The following is a 15485-nucleotide window of genomic DNA, read 5'->3' as shown; positions in this document are numbered from 1 at the left end:
CGCGCACTACTCCGGGGCATGGCAGACCGCCTCGACATTGTTGCCGTCGGGATCGAAGACAAAGGCGCCATAATAGTTCGGATGGTAGTGCGGGCGCAGGCCAGGCCCGCCATTGTCCTTGCCGCCGGCGGCGATCGCCGCGGCGTGAAAGGCATCGACCTCGGCGCGGCTGCGCGCGGTGAAAGCGACATGCTGATGATCCTTCGGCTTGTCCTTGCCGGCGTGCAGCCAAAACACCGGCCGGTCGCGGCCGTAGCCGCCGACCTTGGCGCCGCCGGTATATTCCTGCGGCACCATGTAAAGCAGCGAGGCGCCGAGCGGCGCCATCGCCCTGTCGTAAAAAGCCTTCGACGCGTCGAAATCCGAAACGGTGATGCCGAGATGATCGATCATCTTTTTACCTCCCAGGTGGTGATGCGTTCGCCGGTGACGGGGTCCTTGCCGTCCTTCAACTGGATGCCTTGCGTCAGCAACTCGTCGCGGATGCGGTCGGCCTCGGCCCAGTTCTTGGCGGCGATCAGCGCGAGGCGTTTGGCGATCGCCTTGGCAATGGCGTCTTCATCCACCTTGGCTGTTGCGATGTCGAAGCCGAGGAACAGAAGCGATGCCTTCAGTGAAGCGGCAGCATCGTTGTCTTCGGCGGCTGCGTTGCCGCTACCTGCGTTGAAATCAACAGCATCACCAGCCAACTGCGTCAGCAACTGGAATGCGGCATAGGTGGCAAGGTCATCCGACAGCGCTTCGATCACATCCGCCGGCACCGGCTTTGCCGTCGGCGGCGCCAGATCGGCCGCCCGCTTCCATTTGCGCAGCGTATTCTCCGCCTCTTCCAGCTTGCGCACGGAAAAGTCGATCGGCTCGCGATAGTGCGTCATCAGCATCGCCAGCCTGAGCACCTCGCCCGGCCATTTGCGGCCGCCAAAGGTATCCGTCTCCAGCAATTCGGTGATCGAATAGAAATTGCCCAGACTCTTGGACATCTTCTGCCCTTCGACCTGCAGGAAACCGTTGTGCATCCAAATCTTGGCCATCGTTTCGGTGCCGTGGGCGCACCGCGATTGCGCGATCTCGTTCTCGTGGTGCGGAAAGATCAGGTCGAGACCACCGCCATGGATGTCGAACACCTCGCCGAGATAGGCGGCCGACATCGCCGAGCACTCGATGTGCCAGCCCGGCCGACCCCTGCCCCACGGGCTGTCCCAGCCTGGCTCCTCGGGCGAAGACAATTTCCACAGCACGAAATCCTGCGGGTTCTTCTTGTGCTCATCGACGGCGACGCGGGCGCCGGCCTGCTGCTCATCGAGATTGCGCTTCGACAACTGCCCATAATCCGGCATGGAAGCGGTGTCGAACAAGACTTCTCCAGCCGCGACATAGGCATGGCCGCGTTCGATCAAGCGTTGAATCAAGAAGATCATGTCGACCTTGCCGTCGGGCCTGGGCTCGACGAACTCGGTGGCGCGCGGCTCGACCGTCGGTTCCAGGCAACCGAGCGCCGCGACGTCCTTGTGGAACTGACCGGCGGTCTTTTCGGTGACCCGCCTGATCGCTTCGTTCAGCGACAGTTTGCCAGAGGCAATCTCGCCGCCGAAATCGCGCAGTGCGCGGGCGTTGATCTTGTCGTCGACGTCCGTAATGTTGCGGACGTAAGTGACGTGCGCTTGCCCGTAGAGATGGCGCAGCAAACGGAACAGCACGTCGAAGACGATCACCGGCCGCGCATTGCCGATATGGGCGAAGTCGTAGACCGTCGGGCCGCAGACATACATGCGCACGTTGCGCGGATCGATCGGGAAGAAATCGTCCTTGCTCCGCGTTAGCGTATTGTAGAGGCGCAGGCTCTTCGATGCGTCAGACATACGTGCGTTCCCGGTGCGTTACTTTGGCATGATCTTTTGGGATCGTGCTCTGGATGGAGTCGGTTACGCCGAGGCGCAAATCGGGGTCCAGCCTGCTGGCCGGGGCGTTTGTCCAATCTGGGAGGAGATGAGGCGAAAACGTCCAGGACCAGCGCGAGGCTAGCCGATAATGCAAATGCCACAAATGGCGAAAGACGTTTTCATGGCCGGCTTTATCGCCTTGCCCGGTGTTGCCGTCAAGTCGCTACCTTCGCCAAAAATATCGTTGGCTCACAGGAATTGAGCCACTGAAACATTTTATTAAACAGGTCGGCACTGTGATGAAACATTCGCCGGCTAGATCAGCAAGCGTCACGATTTGGTCGGATTCGGCCAGCAAACGCAGACATGAAGACGTTACCAGGGAAGAGAACAATGCCTAAGCAAGAATCCAACCGCGCCAAGCAACCGGCGCTCGCCAGCCACTACCGGGCGATCGGCCCGGCAGCAATCGTCGCAGCTCTTCTGCACACCGCGAAGAAGAAGAAGCCAGCGCAGAAGATCGTTTCGCCGCGCGCTGCCTGAGAATGCCGTCGGGAAGATTGAGGCGCTCACGGCACACCAGCAATAGTAGCTTTTGCTAAAATAAATTCATCTGACTGTCGTTCGCGCCGGACTTCTGGCGCCTGACCTTCTCGGGCTCAGGCTCGACGACGCCCTTCTCCTGAATCTCCGGCCCGGTATTGGCGACCTTGTTGACGAGGTCGGAAACCGGGATCGCTTCGAAGAAATCGGGCTGGGCGGGTCTCAGCAGATGGGCCACATCGCGCGGCTCGAGCGTGCGGCAATCCAGCCAGCGCGCGAAATCTTCGGGATGGATCACCACCGGCATGCGGTCGTGGATATGGGCAGTATCGGCATTGGCGTGGGCGGTCAGAATGGCGCCGGTGTCCATTTCCGAGCCGCCCGGCTCGGCATAGGTCTCAATCAGCCCGGCGAAGGCGACAAGCCCGCCACGCCTTGGCCGCACCCAATAGGGCTGCCCTCTTCTGCCACCGGTGTGGTGCCATTCGTAGAATCCCGAAGCCGGTACCAGGGCGCGGCGATGGCGCATGGCAGCGCGAAACGACGCCTTTTCCGAAGCCCCCTCAGAACGCGCGTTGAACAGCAGCGGGAAGTTGCGCGTATCCTTGACCCAGGCCGGGATCAGGCCCCAGCGCACCAGCATCGAGCGGCGGTCGGGCAGGTTCGAGCCCGGCGCCTGCGGCAGTCCGGCGAGCGCCATCAGCACCGGCTGCGTCGGCGCGATGTTGTAGCGGGCCGGAAACTCCTCAAGTTCCGCCAGGCTGAGAAAGGCGGCGGTCTGGTCCGGAGTGGCGGTCAAGGCAAAGCGTCCGCACATGAATTCAGCTCTCGAATTGGTGGCATGTGAAAGTGGCCATGGAACCCGCCTTTCGCAACCGCTAAAGCTGTTCGCCGACGGCCGGTCCACAACGGGCTATGCCAATCGAGCGATCCGAAGCCCATGGAAGCACGCAAGATCATTCCGGCAGTCTCGGTCTGCGTCGTGCGCGAGAACACGGTGCTGCTGGTCAAGCGGGCCAGGCCGCCCTCGCAAGGCCTCCATGCCTTTCCCGGCGGCAAGGTCGAAGCCGGCGAAACGCTGGAACAGGCAGCACGGCGCGAATTGCTGGAAGAGACCGGATTGCAGGCGCGTAGCTACCGGCCGCTGCGGGAAATCCACATCGACGGTAGCGGCGACGGGCATCCGGTCGACTACTGGCTGACGGTGTTTGGGGCCGATTATGCTGGCGGCGAGGCGGTGGCCAGCGACGACGCCGAAACCGCGGCTTTCTATACGCTGGCCGAAATGACAGCGATGCCGCTCGCCGATGCGGTGTTTGAAATTGCGGACGATCTACTCGGTCCCAACAAAGACGGCGAGACCTGAGCCAGAGAATCGCCTTGCAGGCGACAAATTGTTTCAGCACAAGGACTCATGAGCCGCACGTCTTCGTTTCTCGCCGCATGCCTCGCCGTCAGTGTGGTTGTCGGTGCGCGCCCGGCGATTGCCGCCGAAGCACCGTTCGAGCCCGGGCTGATGCGGCTGGCGGAAGTGCTCGGCTCGCTGCATTTCCTGCGTAATCTGTGTGGCGAGAAGGGCGATCGGTGGCGAGCCGAGATGGAAAAACTGATCGCATCGGAAAATCCGAACCCGGAGCGGCGCGCCCGCTTCATCGCCAGCTTCAACCGCGGCTACCGGTCGTTCGGCGGTACTTATACGCAATGCACCGCCTCGGCGACGGAAGCCATCAGCCGCTACATGAAGGAAGGCGAGACGCTGTCTCGCGACATCGCTTCGCGCTACGGAAACTGACGACGGCAGCTGCCGTTCCGGCAAACCGGCATCAACCGCCGGCGCTGTGGGCGGCGGACGCGTTCGACACTTCTCCGCTTGCCTCGGGTGAGGTCTTGGTGCAAACCTGATGTTGCACTTTTGCAACTATGTTAACGAAACGTTAGCGCGCGAATGTGAAATTAACTCAAACTGAAGGTTTCCGTCCCCTTGGCCGGCCTAATCGGCTAAGTTTGAATCGGATCGGACGCAGGTTTGCTGGACGCGACGGAATTTGTAGAAGACGACCAAAAAAATGTCGTATTTACAAATACTTACTGCGCCTGCGTGTAAAAGGGACAACTCAAGCTTGATCCCTGTCCAACGGATCACCGCTTGAAAGGGTGGAAATCGCAATGGAACATGGCGTCAACGACATCGACGCGCTGGTCAGGGAAGAAAAGCGCCTGACCGCCGTGGAAAGCCACAGCGAAGCCTGGGCAGAAGGATTGTCGGCCGGGATCGAGCCGGAAATCATCGCCGAGGCAGCCCTCGAAACGGCATTCGGCGAAATGCTGCGCACCAATGGCGAGACCTCGGCGCTTGCCCTGCTCGATCGCATGCGTGAAAAGGTGATTGCCGGGGCCTTCGAGCCCGAAAGACTGCGGCACTGACCCCGGTTCTTTGACGACGGCGCGCCGCCCGGACATCATATCCGGGCACATGGACGGGCCTGGAACCAGGGAGTAGCAGGCGGTGAATTTTTCGATATCAGGCAAGCCGCACGGCCTGGTCCTCAGCATTTGGCTCACCGCTTCCTGCGCCATGATTCCTTCTGCACTGTTTCTTGCGAGCAGTCCCGCTCACGCCCTCAGCGAGATCAAGCGCGAAGACCTGCCCTCGCCGGTCACGCCGCCGCCCGACGGCGACGTGTCGCCGCGTGGAAGTACCGTGCCGATGCCCGGCCCGCTCGGCACGACGCCACCTGCAGCCAGCCAGCCGACTCCGTCCGACGAGCCGGAACAAACCGAACCGATAGGGCCGGCCAATGATGGCGGCGTGGCCAATCCGCATGTCGATCCCGACGCGCCTGTGCCCGAAGTCGTCTACGACCTCGCCAAGTTGCCGGAACCGGTCAGGCGCATGCACGATCTGATCGTCGAGGCGTGCAAAAGCGGCGACATCGAAAAGCTTCGGCCGCTGATCGGCACGGGAGACATGATGACCCAATTGTCGCTGGGCGACATGGAGGGCGACCCGATCGCCTTCCTGAAAGGCCTTTCCGGCGACACGGAAGGCCAGGAGATCCTCGCCATCCTGGAAGAGGTGCTCAATGCCGGTTTTGTCCATGTCGATGCCGGCACGCCGCAGGATCTCTATGTCTGGCCCTATTTCTTCGCCCTGCCGCTGGACAAGCTCGATGCCAGGCAGCGGGTCGAGCTGTTCAAGATCGTCACCGCCAGCGACTATGACGATATGAAGCAGTTCGGTGCGTACATCTTCTACCGAGTCGGCATCACGCCGACCGGACAATGGACGTTCTTCGTCGCTGGGGATTGAGTGATTTAGCCTGGCCCCTATGGAGGCAGGGAGCTTAGCCCGCCAACGCCTCGGAAAACTCCACCGCCCTACCCTGGCCCGGCGCGACGATCTCGCCTTCCCACATCACGCGCCGGCCGCGAACGATGGTGCCGACCGGCCAGCCGGTCACCTGCGTGCCGTCATAAGGCGTCCAGCCGACCTTGGAGCCTTGCTGGGCGTTGGCGATGGTCTCGCGGCGCTTCAGATCGACGATGGTCAGATCGGCATCGTAGCCGGCGGCAATACGGCCTTTCCTGGCGATGCCGAAAATACGCTGCGGGCCGTGGCTGGTCAGGTCGACAAAGCGCTGCAACGTCAGCCGGCCGGCGTTGACATGATCCAACATGATCGGCACCAAAGTCTGCACCCCGGTCATGCCGGACGGCGACGCCGGATAAGGCTTTGCCTTCTCGGCCAGCGTGTGCGGCGCATGGTCGGAGCCGAGCACATCAACGATGCCTTGCGCAACGCCGTACCAGACCCCGTCGCGATGGCGCGTGGCGCGCACCGGCGGGTTCATCTGGATCAGGGTGCCCAACTGCGCATAATCATCGGCGCTCAGCGTCAGATGATGCGGCGTCGCCTCGCAGGTCGCGACATCCTTGTGCTGTTCGAGGAAGCCTATCTCCTCGGCGGTCGAGATGTGCAGCACATGGATCCGGGCGCGGACCTGGCGCGCGATTCGCACAAGGCGCTCGGTGCAGCGCAACGCAGCGATCTCGTCGCGCCACACCGGATGTGAGGACGGATCGCCCGCGATGCGCTCGCCAAGCCGCTCGCGCAGCCGGAACTCGTCCTCGGAGTGAAAGGCGGCGCGGCGGCGTGTGTTCCTCAGGATCGAGGCAACGCCTTCGTCGTCCTCGACCAGCAGGTCGCCGGTGGACGAGCCCATGAAAACTTTTATGCCGGCCGCACCTGGCAGCCGCTCGAGATCGCCAGCGTCTTTTGCATTGTCGCGGGTCCCGCCGACCCAGAAGGCAAAGTCGCAATGCATGCGGCCGGTGGCACGCCGCACCTTGTCGGCAAGGGTTGCCTCACTGGTGGTCAGCGGATTGGTGTTCGGCATCTCGAAGACGGCGGTGACGCCGCCGAGCACCGCTGCCCGCGAGCCCGTCTCCAGATCTTCCTTGTGCTCCAGGCCCGGCTCGCGGAAATGCACCTGGCTGTCGACGACGCCCGGCAGGATGTGCAGCCCACGGCAGTCGATCGTCTCACCGGCCGACGCCTCGCGGAGGTCGCTGATGGCAGCGATGCGCCCACCATTGATGCCGACGTCGCGAAAACCCTGGCCGTCGTGATTGACCACGGTGCCGCCTGTCAGGATGAGATCGTAGATGGGGGCCATACGGATCCGGTCTCTTGCGGGGGAAGTGCCAGCGGCTTACGTAATGACCAATAGTTTTGCAAGATCAGGCTCGTTTTCCCACCATGCCCTTTGCCTCGCTCAGAGATCGCGCACTCGTTTCCGTGTCCGGGCCGGATGCCGAGCACTTTTTACAGAACATCCTGACCACCGACCTCGACGTGCTCGGCAGCAGCGAAGCAAAGCCCGGTGCGCTGCTAACGCCGCAAGGCAAGATCCTTTTCGACTTCCTGATCTCGCGCGCCGGCGAAAATGCTTTCCGACTTGAATGCCGTACCGAGACCGCCGATGATTTCATGCGACGGCTGACGCTCTACAAATTGCGCGCCAAAGTCGAAATTGCCAAGCTGGATCAGCCGGTTGTGGCCATCGCATGGGGAAGCGATTCAACCATTTCGCAATTTGAATCAGCACCGTTTGCTGATGCGCGGTTTGTCGATACTGCCGTCAAGCGCTTCTATGATGACACCGCAGATGGCGGCGACCTTGCCGCATGGCAAGCCTTTCGCATCGCCCATGGCATTGCCGAAAGCGGTGCGGACTACCAACTCGGCGACGCTTTTCCGCATGACGTGCTGCTCGACGAGATCGGCGGTGTCGGCTTCAAGAAAGGCTGCTACGTCGGCCAGGAGGTCGTCTCGCGCATGCAGCATCGCGGCACTGCCAGGCGTCGGGTGTTGATTGTCTCGGCCGAACGCACCCTGCCCACTTCGCGCGCAGAGTTGACCGTGGAGGGGCGACCGGTCGGCACGCTTGGCTCGACCGCGGCCAGGACAGGCCTTGCCATTGCCCGCATCGACCGGGTCAAGGCAGCGCTCGACGCCGGCCTGCCGGTCCTGGCGGAGGATGTCGCCGTGTCGCTCGCTATCCCGTCCTGGGCGAAATTCAGCTTTCCGCAGGAAGCCATCGGCGCGGAGGACGCCTGATGGCTGCAGATCGCGCCGGGGCGCCGCCGCGCGCCTGGCAGCGCATGCTGTCCGGCCGACGGCTCGATCTGCTCGATCCCTCGCCGCTCGACATCGAGATCTCCGATATTGCCCATGGCCTTGCCCGCGTCGCACGCTGGAACGGCCAGACCAGAGGCGATCACGCCTTTTCGGTCGCCCAGCATTCGCTGCTGGTCGAAACGCTTGTCGGCGAGCTGATGCCGGATGCCGACGCCGACGCGCGGTTGGCGGCGCTGCTGCACGACGCGCCGGAATATGTCATCGGCGACATGATCTCGCCGTTCAAATCCGTGATGGGCGGCAGCTACAGGGATTGCGAGATCAGGCTGCAGCGCGCCATCCATCTGCGCTTTTCACTGCCGGCCGAACTCGACGCGGGACTGCGCAAGGAGATCAAGCGAGCGGATCAGATCGCCGCTTATTTCGAAGCAACGCTGCTTGCGGGTTTTTCGACGGCAGAGGCGACGGAGTTCTTCGGCAGGCCGCGCGGCTTCAATGCCGAGCGCTTCGACGTCACGCCGCGCTCGGTGACTTGGGCGCAGAATGCCTTTCTCAAACGCTTTGCGGCGATCGAAAAGTCTCGACGCCAGACTGCCGTTCCAGCCGGCTGAAAACGGTAAATTAACCGGCAGGGACAACAGTGCCATGGTTAACCATGGTCCATAGGCTTGCCTCATGCCCGTTGCCGGTATCAAGGCTGGTTCGTCCGTCCGCCGACGGAGGGCCAAAGGCGTTGGTCAGCCGCAACCTATTGAAGACGAGCTGCGCGAACAGAACGAGCGTTTTTCGGCAGCGGTCGAGAACATGTCGCATGGCCTGTGCATGTTCGATGCCGATGAACGGATGATCATCTGCAACAGGAACTACATCAGCATCTTTCGCCTCGACGCCGAAGTGGTGCGGCCCGGCATCCGGTTTTTCGACATCCTCCAGCACAGCGTGGATATCGGCATCGCCTCGCAAAGCGCTGAGCAACTCTATGCCATCCGCAAGCCCTATATCGACCAGGCAAAACCTTCCACCTATGAGGAAACGCTTGCAGACGGGCGTATCGTCAACATTTCGCACCGGCCGCTGGCGTCAGGCGGTTGGGTATCGATCTACGAGGACATCACCGAGCAACGGCGCGCCGAGCAGGAGTTGAAGGAGCAGCACCGCCGTTTCGACGCGGCACTTGCCAACATGTCGCAAGGCCTTTTGATGTACGATGCGGATGGCAAGCTGATCGTCCGCAACGAACGTTTCCTGGAACTTTATCATGTCAGGCCGGCCGACTTCCCGCTTGGCATGAGTCACCATGATGCGTTCAAGCGGCTGCTGGAACTGGGCATTTATACAAAGCTCGACCCCGACAGCGAAATCTCGCAAATCGAAGCCTGCCTGCGGGCGGGGAAAACACACGTAACGCATCGCCATCTCGCTGACGGCAGGACGCTGCTGGTTGCGCGCCGGCCGATGAGCGGCGGCGGCTGGGTCGCGACGTTCGACGACGTCACCGAGCGCAGGCGTGTGGAAGAGCGCATGACCCATCTTGCGCACCACGACACACTGACGAACCTGCCCAATCGCTCGATGCTTCGCGAAAGGCTCGACCAAGCCCTGAGTGAGACGAGAGACGGATCGCTGGCGATATTCTCGCTCGACCTCGATCACTTCAAGGCGGTCAACGACACTTGGGGCCATCCTTCCGGCGACTGGCTGCTGAAATGCGTGGCCGAACGGCTGCAACGGTGCCTGCGCAATGAAACGGACGTTGTCTCCCGCTTCGGCGGCGACGAATTCGTCATCATCCAGTTCAATCTCAAAAGCCCGGGCGACGCGGAAAAGCTGGCCAAACGCATCGTCGAGATCATCGGAAAGCCGTTTCGCGACAAAAGACACGACATGCGTGTCGGCATCAGTCTCGGCATCGCGCTGTTTCCGAATGACGGCAAGGACGCCGACACTTTGCTGAAAAATGCCGATATGGCGCTCTATCGGGCAAAGAGCGAAGGGCGCAACCTGTACCGCTTCTTCGAACCAGCCATGGACGCGATGGTGCGGGCACGCCGGGCGCTCGAAATCGATCTCAGGGCAGCGCTGTCGCGCCGGGAATTCGAGCTGGATTTCCAGCCGATCATGAACATCGCCTCCGGCGAAATCGTCGGTGCCGAAGCCTTGATGCGCTGGCGTTCGCCGGTGCGCGGCCTGGTACGGCCGGACGACTTCATTCCGGCCGCCGAGGAGACCGGGCTGATCGTGCCGCTTGGAGAATGGGCGCTGCGAAAAGCCTGCACGACCGCGGCAGGCTGGGCGGCTTGGCGGATCGCAGTCAATGTCTCCGCTGTGCAGATCAAAAGCGGTACCTTTGCCCGCAGCGTTATCTCGGCACTGGCGTTCTCGGGCGTGCCGGCCAACCGGCTTGAACTGGAAATCACCGAAACCGTGCTGATGGACGAGAGCGATCTGGTGCTCAAGACACTCAGGCAGCTACGCGATCTGGGCGTCCGCATCGCGCTGGACGATTTCGGCACCGGCTATTCGTCGCTGGGCTACCTCAGGCGCTTTCCCGTCGACAAGATCAAGATCGATCGCTCTTTCACCCGTGACATCGACAGTCGCGATACCGCGGCGATCGTGCGCACCATCATCGGGCTTGGCGCACAGCTGGGCATCACCGTCACCGCCGAAGGTGTCGAGACCGAAGCGCAGCTTGAATTCCTGCAAAAGGAGGGTTGTGTCGAGGCCCAGGGCTATTTGATCGGGGTGCCGTCAAAGGCGTCGGACATTAATCGGCTGCTGAAGTCGAGCGCGACGATCCGGCAGTCCGGCTAAGTGCGACAGTCTCGCGGAAGCGCGGGCAACCGCCTTAGATCTCCTTGAGATGACGCTCGATCCGCGTGTTAATTCCTTGATAGGAGAAGGCGGCATTCAGGTGTGGCGAACCAGGAGGTTCCCAACGGGTCAGAGATGTCCGCTCAATGCCTCCACCATATCCTTGTTCGTCGCCACGGGAACAATCTCGAATTCGACCAGATCCGCCCATTCGATGACCCACCGCTGCAGGAGCGTGACGTCATCGGCCTCCACCAGCAGGAAGCAGCGGCTCATATCCGCTGCGATCCAGCTGTGGTGCACGAGAAGCGCGTCCGGCTTCAGGCGGCCCTGGTCGCGAAACGGCGGTAGATCTCCTTGCGGTCGCAGCCGCGAAAATCCTCGGTTACGAAGAACAGCATCTTTTTCCCCTCAGTTCGGATATTATCGCCCCGGCCGGTCCAGCCGCTCCAGGAACCACTGCGTCAGCCGCACCCAGACCTCGTCTTTTTCGCCGGAGTCTTCCCAGCCGTGGTCGAGGTTGGGGTTGTCGTTGACCTCGATGACGAAGACGCCGTCCCTGGTTTCCTTGAGGTCGACGCCGTAGAGGCCGTCGCCAATGCAGCGCGCCGCGCTCACCGCCGTCTCGACGACATGGGCCGGTGCTTCCTTCAGGGTGAAGGTCTTGATGCCGCCCTGGTCGGGCTTGCCGTTGGCCTTATGATTGACGATCTGCCAATGTTTCTTGGCCATCAGATAATGAACGGCAAACAAGGGCTGGCCGCCGAGGACACCGACACGCCAGTCATATTCCGTCGGAATGAATTTTTGCGCGATCAGGAGGTCGGAATCCTCCAGCCATTCGGTTGCGAGCGTCTTCAACTCTTCAAAGGTGCCGCATTTCTTGACGCCGCGCGAAAACGAGGAGTCCGGGATCTTCAGCACCAGCGGGAAGCCCAGCGTCTGTGCCGCAACGTCCAGGTCCGAGGTGCCGGCAATCATCACCGTCGGCGGCACCGGTACCTTGTTGTAGGTCATCAGCTCGTTGAGATAGACCTTGTTGGTGCAGCGGATCATCGACAGCGGATCGTCGATGACCGGCATGCCTTCCTGCTGGGCGCGGCGGGCAAAGCGGTAGGTGTGGTTGGAGATCGAAGTGGTCTCGCGGATGAACAGCGCGTCGTAGTTGGCGAGCTTGGCCAGATCCCGCTTGGTGATCGGCTCGATTTCGACACCCATCTTTTCAGCGATCTTGGCCCAGTGGCGCAGCGACGAAATCTCCGACGGCGGCAGTTCCTCATGCGGATCGACCAGCGTTGCGAAAGTGTAGCGCGCCGGCGTGCGGCCCTTGGTGTCGCGCCACTCGCGGTTAGTGTAGGTCTCCAGGCACTGGAGAAAGTGCGTTTCCTCGTCCTCGGTCATCCTGGCCAGGGGATGGAAGCCAATCTTGCGGATCGAGGCCCATTCGGCGCTGTCCCTGATGTGGAGCTCGAGCGCCGGGGCACGGAACCAGTCGAACAGAAGTTTTGCGAAGCGGTCCCATATCCTGGATGGTCCGATGCCGAAGAAGATGCAGACCTTCTGCGGAAAAGCGCCACCCAGGTCCTTGCGGCACTTGTTGAGTGCGAGTTCGAGTTCCGGCAACGCGTGCTCATAGAGCTTGCGTTCTGACAGGTCGATCATCGTTTCGACCGTCGGGATGACCTTATGGCCGCGCGAACCAGCAAGCAGCGACGCGTAATAGCCGCGGCTCTGGTAGCCATAATTGTTCGACAGGTTGATGACCTTCGGCCGCTGACCGCGAAACAGTGCCGGATGGGCAAGGTAGTCGCGATTGGTGATGATCTTGTGCGGCGTCGCCACCTGGTCGAGATCGTTCTGCCGGCCGGTAAGGATGACCCAGGTCATTGGCTGTCGCGCTTTCCGAGAGTGATGGCGGCGCGCAATCCGTCGCGGCCGAATTGCGCCATGTTCATGAAGATGCCGTAAGGCACGGGAATATTGGCAGCATCGAGGATCGTCTCCTGCCGCTCGTCCTCGACCCAGGGGTCGTGGATCAGGATATGATCGCCATCGTCACCGATGGCCAATACCCAGTGCGGAACCTTCTTGCCGAACATCAGGAAGCCGCTGATCAGGACCAGCACCAGTTTTCCCTCTGCGATCGCGGTGCGAATGTCGTCAAGCCCGAATGAACGGTAATTCACCGGGATGCCGTAAAGTTCCGCGCGGCGGCGAAAGTCGACCTGCGCCAGCTCCATGACCCGGCGCTTGTCCTCGCTGCGCACCGACTGCAGGAACAGCGCGCCGTAGAAGGACACATAGATCTCAGCAGCAAGCCCGCTCTCATAGCCGGCGACGGCAAGCCCGAACGGCTCGCAGCCGCCCGGCCCCGACATCATGAAAACGGTCGTCGCCTCACGCCACAGCCGGATTTCCATCACCGGATCCGGCACGAATCCGGGGTCGAAGTTAGCCATCGCCATCATCAGGCAGCATGGTCCGCAGGTGAATTCGCAAGTCTGCTGATAAAACGGCACTTCGGTGGCGACCGGAATGTCGCCGCGCAAGGTCTTCTCATAGCGCAGCGCCGTGGCGCCGTCCTCGTAATAGTCCGGTTCACGGCCGATCTTGCGGTAGCCGCTCTGCTCGTAAATCTGGATGGCGCGCGGATTGTCTTCGCGGACTTCCAAACGAAGCATCATGCGGCCGTGCTCGAAAGCGGCGGCTTCAGCCTCTTCCAGCAGCAGGCGGCCAACGCCACGGCCGCCGAAAAATGGACCGACGGCGATCGAATAGAGCCGCGCGACGCCGCTGCCCTTGCGAAACAGCACGACCGCATAGCCGGCGACGTGACCATCGTTCTCGCCAACCAGCAGTTCGGCGGTGTCGCGTTCGATCAGTTGGCGAAAGGAGCGGCGAGAAATGCGGTCGCTCGAGAAAACAGCTTTTTCGATGGCGGCGAGGTCATCGACGTCGGACGCGCGGGCCTTGCGAATCTCGGCAGGCATGCGGGCTCAGAAAACCTCGATTGGGTTGTGGAAAAGGGCCTAGTCTAAACATCGGTCACACCAGCCGAAATGCCAGCATTCAGCAAGCGCTATCGCACCTCGATTAGGGCCGAATTGTGACAGTTTTTAAGGCAGGCAGGTCGCGCAAAGGCTTTGAACGACCTCCGTGTTTCGGCATCGGCGCGGCTCCGGAAAAAACGAGAGCCTGCTCAGCTTTGCAAGCCTGCTAGCAGCTGGCCATAGGCGCTCTTGGCCACCGCGGCCAGTTGCTCGCGCGGCAGCGAGCCGACGACGGCGCAGCCATAACCCTTGTCCAGCCAGTAGACGGCCTCAGGACCATCTTCCTCCCCATAAGTGCCCTTGGTCTTGGCTGCCGATTCGGCGATTACGAAGAGCGATATGCGCTCGCCCTTGTCGTCCTCGTAAAGCAGCATCGCGGCCTTGCCCTGGCCGGCAGGCAGCAGCCGGCCACCGACCAGTTGGAATCCCTGCGCCGCCAGATCTGGCGCGACCAGCTTCAAACCTACCTGGTTAGACAGCCAGTTCTGCAAATGATCCTTGTCGCTTGCCGGCACTTCCACAGCATGCCGCTTTTCAGCGGCATAGATGACGTGGGCGGCAATCGCCTCTTCGGCAAGCTGGTCCTCGGCCGTATTTTCCAGGCCGAGGCCGCCGATGCCGGCAAGATAGCCGCCAGCACCGCCAATCACCAGCATGGCGGCAGCGGCGGCCGCAAGCCACCAACGCGAGCGCGACGGCGACGCTCTGACCACCGGCGCCTCGCCAAGCACCACCTTGCTCAGCCGCACCGGGACGGGTTCGTCCAGCACGCCGTTAAAGGCTGCGCGCAATGCTGCCCGGTCGGCGGCGTAGCGTGCGCTCTTGGCCTTCATCTCGGCATTGGCCTCGAGCCATGCCTCATAGGCCGTCCGCTCGTCGCCCGGCAACTCGCCATCGAGAGCCATGTGGATGTCGCGTTCGGAGAAATCGCGCCGGCTCATTTCTCGACGATCCTTATCGAGCGGCGGCGCGCGGTGTCGTCCAAAAGCCCGCGCAACTCCTCACGCCCGCGCGCGATGCGCGACATCAAAGTGCCGGCGGGAACCCCAAGGATGTTGGCGGCTTCGGCATAGGAAAACCCTTCGATGGCGACCATCACAAGGGCCGCGCGCCGGTCTGGGCTGATCGCCTGCAGAGCCTCGACGATCTCGCGCGAGGCGATGCTCTCGACCTGCTCGGCGGGTGCTGCCTGCGCCTCGCTCGCCTCGAGCGGCAGCATCGCTGCCTCGCCGCGCCGGTTCACCTTGCGCATCTGGTCGATGAATAAATGATGCATGATCGTAAACAGCCATCTCCTGGGGCTTTCTCCTGTCTGCCAGTTGTCGAGCCGCACAAGTGCCCGCTCGAGACAATCCTGGACGAGATCGTCGGCGGAATCGCGGTCGCGCAACAGCGAGCGTGCATAGCGGCGCAGACGCGGTATTTCACCAAGGATTGCTGCCTTCTTTTCGTCCATGACCGCTGGTTCTGGAGCCCCTGTCCGTGGTGATTGAACGCGCCTTCGCGGCGCGGCGCAAGCGGCCAGCGCGAAGCGGTCCGCCGCCCCGGTCACCCAAG

The 15485-nt window shown here is 62.0% G+C and carries 17 protein-coding genes; 8 read left to right on the top strand and 9 right to left on the bottom strand.

The window, feature by feature from the left end:
* Positions 1-6: 6 nt before the first annotated feature.
* Both NKI25_RS23780 and cysS read right to left on the bottom strand, forming a co-directional pair.
* On the bottom strand, positions 7-393 hold the full coding sequence (locus NKI25_RS23780) for a VOC family protein (RefSeq protein ID WP_352827084.1): 387 nt from the start codon (positions 391-393) through the stop codon (positions 7-9).
* Complete coding sequence (gene cysS, locus NKI25_RS23775; protein ID WP_352637875.1) at positions 390-1859, bottom strand: cysteine--tRNA ligase; 1470 nt, start codon at positions 1857-1859, stop codon at positions 390-392. Before cysS ends, NKI25_RS23780 begins: the two co-directional genes overlap by 4 nt.
* Before the next feature lie 414 nt (positions 1860-2273).
* Between cysS and NKI25_RS23770 the strand changes: the two genes are divergently transcribed.
* Complete coding sequence (locus NKI25_RS23770; RefSeq protein ID WP_023677745.1) at positions 2274-2423, top strand: hypothetical protein; 150 nt, start codon at positions 2274-2276, stop codon at positions 2421-2423.
* A 55-nt stretch (positions 2424-2478) separates the two neighbouring features.
* Here the strand turns inward: NKI25_RS23770 and NKI25_RS23765 are convergent, their stop codons facing one another.
* Positions 2479-3240, bottom strand: a complete 762-nt coding sequence (locus NKI25_RS23765) for an SOS response-associated peptidase (RefSeq protein ID WP_352827082.1) — start codon at positions 3238-3240, stop codon at positions 2479-2481.
* Between the two features lie 123 nt (positions 3241-3363).
* On the opposite strand from NKI25_RS23765, the gene NKI25_RS23760 reads away from it, so the two are divergent.
* The 4 genes from NKI25_RS23760 (at position 3364) to NKI25_RS23745 (ending at position 5733) form a co-directional block, all read left to right on the top strand.
* Positions 3364-3789, top strand: a complete 426-nt coding sequence (locus tag NKI25_RS23760) for an NUDIX hydrolase (protein WP_352448986.1) — start codon at positions 3364-3366, stop codon at positions 3787-3789.
* A 48-nt stretch (positions 3790-3837) separates the two neighbouring features.
* Positions 3838-4215: a TIGR02301 family protein gene (locus NKI25_RS23755; protein WP_023677748.1), complete on the top strand. Its 378-nt coding sequence runs from the start codon at positions 3838-3840 to the stop codon at positions 4213-4215.
* Positions 4216-4589: 374 nt separating this feature from the next.
* Positions 4590-4847 (top strand): hypothetical protein, encoded by a 258-nt coding sequence (locus NKI25_RS23750; RefSeq protein ID WP_023677749.1) that lies wholly within the window; start codon positions 4590-4592, stop codon positions 4845-4847.
* Between the two features lie 82 nt (positions 4848-4929).
* Positions 4930-5733 carry a hypothetical protein gene (locus tag NKI25_RS23745; protein ID WP_023677750.1) on the top strand — a complete coding sequence of 268 codons (804 nt, stop codon included), beginning with the start codon at positions 4930-4932 and terminating at the stop codon, positions 5731-5733.
* A gap of 34 nt (positions 5734-5767) precedes the next feature.
* On the opposite strand, the gene NKI25_RS23740 is transcribed toward NKI25_RS23745, so the two are convergent.
* Positions 5768-7099 (bottom strand): dihydroorotase, encoded by a 1332-nt coding sequence (locus NKI25_RS23740; RefSeq protein ID WP_352827080.1) that lies wholly within the window; start codon positions 7097-7099, stop codon positions 5768-5770.
* 83 nt (positions 7100-7182) lie between these two features.
* Here NKI25_RS23740 and ygfZ point away from each other — a divergent pair, with 83 nt between their 5' ends.
* The 3 genes from ygfZ (at position 7183) to NKI25_RS23725 (ending at position 10878) form a co-directional block, all read left to right on the top strand.
* The gene (gene ygfZ / locus NKI25_RS23735) at positions 7183-8043 is read left to right on the top strand and encodes a CAF17-like 4Fe-4S cluster assembly/insertion protein YgfZ (RefSeq protein WP_352827078.1); all 861 of its coding nucleotides are present in this window, start codon (positions 7183-7185) and stop codon (positions 8041-8043) included.
* Positions 8043-8675 carry an HD domain-containing protein gene (locus NKI25_RS23730; protein WP_023677753.1) on the top strand — a complete coding sequence of 211 codons (633 nt, stop codon included), beginning with the start codon at positions 8043-8045 and terminating at the stop codon, positions 8673-8675. Before ygfZ ends, NKI25_RS23730 begins: the two co-directional genes overlap by 1 nt.
* 64 nt (positions 8676-8739) lie before the next feature.
* Entirely contained in the window at positions 8740-10878 is a 2139-nt protein-coding gene (locus NKI25_RS23725) for a putative bifunctional diguanylate cyclase/phosphodiesterase (RefSeq protein WP_023677754.1), read from the top strand.
* 129 nt (positions 10879-11007) lie between these two features.
* Here the strand turns inward: NKI25_RS23725 and NKI25_RS23720 are convergent, their stop codons facing one another.
* The 5 genes from NKI25_RS23720 to NKI25_RS23700 all read right to left on the bottom strand — a co-directional run bounded on the left by NKI25_RS23720 (position 11008) and on the right by NKI25_RS23700 (position 15384).
* Positions 11008-11181: a DUF3303 domain-containing protein gene (locus NKI25_RS23720; protein ID WP_245274738.1), complete on the bottom strand. Its 174-nt coding sequence runs from the start codon at positions 11179-11181 to the stop codon at positions 11008-11010.
* Positions 11182-11301: 120 nt separating this feature from the next.
* A complete protein-coding gene (locus NKI25_RS23715) occupies positions 11302-12765 on the bottom strand; it encodes a RimK family ATP-grasp domain-containing protein (RefSeq protein WP_023677755.1) in 1464 nt (487 codons plus the stop codon).
* Positions 12762-13868: a peptidase C39 family protein gene (locus tag NKI25_RS23710; RefSeq protein WP_023677756.1), complete on the bottom strand. Its 1107-nt coding sequence runs from the start codon at positions 13866-13868 to the stop codon at positions 12762-12764. The genes NKI25_RS23715 and NKI25_RS23710 overlap by 4 nt, the downstream gene beginning before the upstream one ends.
* 209 nt (positions 13869-14077) lie before the next feature.
* Positions 14078-14869 (bottom strand): anti-sigma factor family protein, encoded by a 792-nt coding sequence (locus tag NKI25_RS23705; RefSeq protein WP_352999586.1) that lies wholly within the window; start codon positions 14867-14869, stop codon positions 14078-14080.
* Positions 14866-15384: an RNA polymerase sigma factor gene (locus NKI25_RS23700; protein WP_023677758.1), complete on the bottom strand. Its 519-nt coding sequence runs from the start codon at positions 15382-15384 to the stop codon at positions 14866-14868. The genes NKI25_RS23705 and NKI25_RS23700 overlap by 4 nt, the downstream gene beginning before the upstream one ends.
* Positions 15385-15485 lie beyond the last annotated feature (101 nt).

Source organism: Mesorhizobium sp. M0808 (assembly GCF_040320025.1).
Taxonomy (GTDB): domain Bacteria; phylum Pseudomonadota; class Alphaproteobacteria; order Rhizobiales; family Rhizobiaceae; genus Mesorhizobium.
The sequence above is the reverse complement of the archived record's forward strand: the minus strand, read 5'-3'. Positions and strand labels throughout refer to the sequence as shown.

Coding starts and splice junctions, on each gene's coding strand:
- NKI25_RS23780 (WP_352827084.1), bottom strand. CDS start 393: ATGATCGATCATCTCGGCATCACCGTTTCGGATTTCGACGCGTCGAAG.
- cysS (WP_352637875.1), bottom strand. CDS start 1,859: ATGTCTGACGCATCGAAGAGCCTGCGCCTCTACAATACGCTAACGCGG.
- NKI25_RS23770 (WP_023677745.1), top strand. CDS start 2,274: ATGCCTAAGCAAGAATCCAACCGCGCCAAGCAACCGGCGCTCGCCAGC.
- NKI25_RS23765 (WP_352827082.1), bottom strand. CDS start 3,240: ATGTGCGGACGCTTTGCCTTGACCGCCACTCCGGACCAGACCGCCGCC.
- NKI25_RS23760 (WP_352448986.1), top strand. CDS start 3,364: ATGGAAGCACGCAAGATCATTCCGGCAGTCTCGGTCTGCGTCGTGCGC.
- NKI25_RS23755 (WP_023677748.1), top strand. CDS start 3,838: ATGAGCCGCACGTCTTCGTTTCTCGCCGCATGCCTCGCCGTCAGTGTG.
- NKI25_RS23750 (WP_023677749.1), top strand. CDS start 4,590: ATGGAACATGGCGTCAACGACATCGACGCGCTGGTCAGGGAAGAAAAG.
- NKI25_RS23740 (WP_352827080.1), bottom strand. CDS start 7,099: ATGGCCCCCATCTACGATCTCATCCTGACAGGCGGCACCGTGGTCAAT.
- ygfZ (WP_352827078.1), top strand. CDS start 7,183: ATGCCCTTTGCCTCGCTCAGAGATCGCGCACTCGTTTCCGTGTCCGGG.
- NKI25_RS23730 (WP_023677753.1), top strand. CDS start 8,043: ATGGCTGCAGATCGCGCCGGGGCGCCGCCGCGCGCCTGGCAGCGCATG.
- NKI25_RS23725 (WP_023677754.1), top strand. CDS start 8,740: ATGCCCGTTGCCGGTATCAAGGCTGGTTCGTCCGTCCGCCGACGGAGG.
- NKI25_RS23715 (WP_023677755.1), bottom strand. CDS start 12,765: ATGACCTGGGTCATCCTTACCGGCCGGCAGAACGATCTCGACCAGGTG.
- NKI25_RS23710 (WP_023677756.1), bottom strand. CDS start 13,868: ATGCCTGCCGAGATTCGCAAGGCCCGCGCGTCCGACGTCGATGACCTC.
- NKI25_RS23705 (WP_352999586.1), bottom strand. CDS start 14,869: ATGAGCCGGCGCGATTTCTCCGAACGCGACATCCACATGGCTCTCGAT.
- NKI25_RS23700 (WP_023677758.1), bottom strand. CDS start 15,384: ATGGACGAAAAGAAGGCAGCAATCCTTGGTGAAATACCGCGTCTGCGC.